This window comes from Pseudonocardia pini (assembly GCF_013870575.1).
Classification (GTDB): Bacteria; Actinomycetota; Actinomycetes; order Mycobacteriales; family Pseudonocardiaceae; genus Pseudonocardia; species Pseudonocardia pini.
Genome location: NZ_JACBXB010000544.1, coordinates 1 through 3,842, shown reverse-complemented (window position 1 = coordinate 3,842; position 3,842 = coordinate 1). Strand labels below are relative to the sequence as shown.

Below are 3,842 nucleotides of genomic sequence, written 5' to 3'. Positions count from 1 at the left end.
GGGACCAGCCGCGCGGACACGAGGTCCGCGGCGAGGTTGACCACGACCGTCGTGAGCGCGAAGAGCAGCGCGTAGGTCTGCACGACCGGCAGGTCCCGGGTCTGCACCGCCGAGACGAAGCCCGACCCGATGCCCGGCAGCGCGAACAGCGCCTCGACCACCAGGACCCCGCCGAGCAGCCCGTCGATCGTGCGCGCGAACTGCTGCACCGACGGCACCACCGCCCCCGGCAGGACGTGCCGCAGCAGGAGCGTCCGCTCGCCCAGCCCGAGCCTGCGCAGGTGCGCGACGTGCTCGGCCGCCTCCGTCTCGACGACGCCGATCCGGACCTGCCGCGCCAGGCTCCCGAGCTGGTTCGACACCAGGATGGTGATCGGGAGGACCAGCATCGCAGGCGTCAGGCCGGAGACCCCCACCGTGCCTGCGGCGGTGGCGGGCAGCCAGCCGAGCTGGAGCGCGAACAGGGCGACGAGCAGCAACCCGAGCGCGAAGTCCGGCACGGCCTGCGCGACGGTCGTGGTGGCCGTGACCAGCCGGTCCGCCGCCGAACCCGGCCGCCGCCCCGCGCAGCAGCCCAGTGCGACCGCGAGTGGCACGAGGATCGCCACCGCCAGGAGCGCCGGCAGCGCGGTGAGCACGAAACGTGCACCCAGGTCCTCGACGACCGGGCGGCCCGTCGCGAGCGACGTGCCGAGATCGCCGTGCAGCAGGCCGCCGACCCAGTCCAGGAAGCGCTCTGTCGCCGGCCGGTCCAGGCCGAGCCGCTCCTGCAGCACCGCGATCTGCTCGGGGGTGGCGAGTGGGCCGAGGACCACCTCGGCGGTGTTCCCGGGCAGGAACGTGGTCAGCGCGAAGACCGCGACCGTGACGGCCGCGAGCTGCAGCAGCGCGATCCCCGCCCGCAGCCTCACCCCAGGGAGACCCGGGAGAAGTTCGCCCAGTCGTAGGTGTTCGGGCGGAACGCGCCGAGCCCCCGCACCGCGGAGTCCGCCCCGACGATCCAGTCGCTGACGCCCCAGATCGGGGCGGCGACGTCGTCGTGGACGAGGGTCAGGGCCCGGCCGATCGACTGGGCGCGGACGGCGTCGTCCGGGCTGGCGAGGGCCTGCGCGTAGAGCCGGTCGATCTCGGGGTTGCGGTACTTGCTGAAGCTCGCCTGTTCCCGGCTGGTCAGCTGGGTGGTGGCGATCCAGTTCGGGATCGGCAGGGTGCCGGTGCGTCCGAAGTGGAAGGTCGCGGACCTGCGGACGTCCGCGAAGTACGTCTCCGGCGGGACGGTCCTGGTCTGCACGGTCAGCCCGACCTCGGCGAGCTGCGCGACCACGAGCTGGGTCGCCGCCTGCCAGGACGGGTCCGTGACGCCGGTCGACAGCTCCACCATGGACACCCCCGACTCGGCGACGAGCGCACGCGCGCGGTCGACGTCTCGCTCCCGCTGCGGGACGGAGTCCGGGTAGTACTGCAGGCCCGGCCCGAACATGTCGTTGCCCGGGACGCCGCGCCCGAGCAGCGCGACCTGGGCGAGGGCGGGCCGGTCGAGCCCCAGGACCAGGGCCTGCCGCAGCCGCGGGTCGGCGAACGGCGCCCGGTCGTGCTTGACGTAGAGGAACTGCGACGCGGCGGCGGGCGCGGCGAGGACCTGCGCGCGGGAGTCCGACTCCAGCTGCTGGGCACTGGTCGCGCGGATGTCGTGGGCGTACTCGATCTGGCCGGAGAGCAGCGCGCCGATCCGGGCGCTCTCGTCGTTGATCGGCAGGAACTCGAGCTCCTCGAGCGGCGGGGCGCCGTCCCAGTAGGCGTCGTTGCGGCGGTAGAGCGCCGGGCCGCCCGGGGTGAACGAGACGAACCGGAACGGGCCGGAGCCGACGGGCGCGGTGAAGTCGGTGGTCCCCTCGGGCACGATCTCGCTGCCGTAGGAGCCGAAGCCGACCGGGAAGAGCTGGTTGGGCGCACCGAGCACGATCTCCAGCTCGCGGTCCGAGACCGCCCGGCTGGCGGCGAAGTCGATGCCGGCGAACAGCGGTGCGGCGCTCGCCGTCGTGGCCGGGTCGGCGATCCGCCGGTAGGTGTAGAGGACGTCGGCGGCGCGGACCGGGCGCCCGTCGTGGAAGCTCGCCTGCCTCAGCACGATGCGCCAGCGGGTGCCGGTCGCGTCGCCCTCCCAGGACTCGGCGAGCCTCGGGGTGCACGACATGTCCTGCTCCCAGCGGCCCAGGGTGTCGAAGCAGGCCTTCGCTCGCGCCTGGTCGGCGAACTGCGGGAGCACGTGCGGGTCGAGCTTCTCCTGCGAGCCCCCTGCCACGAACGCCGCCCGCAGCCGCCCGCCTGCCTGCGCGGTCTCGGCGCCACCGGAGCACGCCGGGAGCGCGGCCAGGGTCGCGAGCGCACCGGCTCCGGCGAGGAACCTGCGGCGAGTGACGATCATGGGACCTCCTTGTCGGCCCCGGCAGCGTATAGCCTCTGATCTGAACAGTCCGTCATATGTCGGAGAGGTCACCGTGCCCCAGGGCCGCCGTCGGGGCCGGTGCCCGAGCCGGGCGTTATGGAGCCACAACTGTCGAATCGAGGCGTCGAAACGACAGTTGTGGCTCCATAACGGCGGCTGGGCGGTCTGGGGCTACCGGCCGGTGACCCCGTCGAGGGCCTCGCGGAGCAGGTCGGCGTGGCCGTTGTGGCGGGCGTACTCGACGAGCAGGAAGGTGTAGACGGTCCGGACGGAGGTCGGCTCGCCGCGGAAGTCGATCTCCCGGTCCAGCGGGACGCCCGCGGCCGCGGCGTCCGAGGCGGCCCGCTCCGCCTGCAGGGCCGCGACCTCGTCCGCGGCGCGGGCGGGGTCGGCGGCGGCGGAGTCCGTGGGGTCTCCGGGGCCGCCGTGCAGGGGCTCGATCTCCCGACCCGCGACGCGTTGCCGCAGCCAGACCCGGTCGACCTTCGCGAGGTGGCGGACCAGACCCAGCAACGACAGCGCCGACGGCAGCGGCCGGGCGGCGAGCTGCTCCGCCGTCAGGCCCGCGCAGATCCGCAGCAGCGTGGCCCGCCGGCGGTCCAGCTGGGCCTGCAGCACCGTGCGTTCCGAGCCGACACCCGGGCCGTCGGCCGGCAGGAACGCGACGGGAGCGGGGGGCGGTTCGGTGAACGCCAGGTCATGGCTCCAGCGTGACGGTGCGGCCCTCGTCGTGGCTGACCCGGGCGGCGTCGAGCACCCGCAGCGTGGCGACGGCGTCGGCGCCGGAGACCGGCACCGAGCCCTCCCCGGCGACCGCACGGGCGAACCCCTCGTAGTAGTCCACATAGGAACCCTGGGCCGAGGGCACGCGCTCGGCGCCCGCCACGGTGTGCAGCGTCCCCCAGCGCTCCGGCGCCTCGACGCCCCAGCCCACGGGATCCTCCGCGGGTCGGCGACCGGCGAGGATCGCCTGCGTCTGGACGTCGGACATGGCCGAGACGTAGGCGCCGTCCGCACCGAGGATCCGGATCTCGCGGTCCACCAACCGGTTCACCTTGCTCGCGGACAGGTGCGAGTGGGTGCCGGAGGCGTGCGTGAGCGTGACGACGAACCCGGCGTCCGTCTCCCCCTCGGGCAGGGTCACGAGGTCGAGGGTCGCCGACACCCGCACCGCGGGCCCGAACAACCACAGCGCCTGGTCCACGAGGTGGCTCCCGAGGTCTCGCAGCAGCCCGCCGCCCGGACCGGCCTCGAGCGTGGCCGGGTCGTCGAAGTCCATCCGGGAGTCGAAGCGCCAGATCTCGCCGAGCCGGTCCCGCACGGTGAGGAAGGTGCGGACGTCGGTGTCCCAGCGGCGGTTGTGGAACACGGCGAGCTGCACGCCCGCCGCCGCGGC

Annotated in this window: 4 protein-coding genes; all 4 read right to left on the bottom strand. The window is 74.2% G+C overall.

All coding sequences use genetic code 11. From position 1 onward, the window contains the following. Nucleotides 1-911: ABC transporter permease (locus H5J29_RS24345; RefSeq protein ID WP_181783357.1), on the bottom strand; the 911-nt coding region annotated here is incomplete at its 3' end. Continuing rightward, nucleotides 908-2,425, bottom strand: a complete 1,518-nt coding sequence (locus tag H5J29_RS24340) for an ABC transporter substrate-binding protein (protein WP_181783356.1) — start codon at nucleotides 2,423-2,425, stop codon at nucleotides 908-910. The genes H5J29_RS24345 and H5J29_RS24340, both read right to left, overlap by 4 nt. Before the next feature lie 192 nt (nucleotides 2,426-2,617). Then, complete coding sequence (locus tag H5J29_RS24335; protein ID WP_312858381.1) at nucleotides 2,618-3,064, bottom strand: mycothiol transferase; 447 nt, start codon at nucleotides 3,062-3,064, stop codon at nucleotides 2,618-2,620. A 79-nt stretch (nucleotides 3,065-3,143) separates the two neighbouring features. Then, on the bottom strand, nucleotides 3,144-3,842 hold a 699-nt coding region (locus H5J29_RS24330; RefSeq protein WP_181783355.1), incomplete at its 5' end, for a Gfo/Idh/MocA family protein.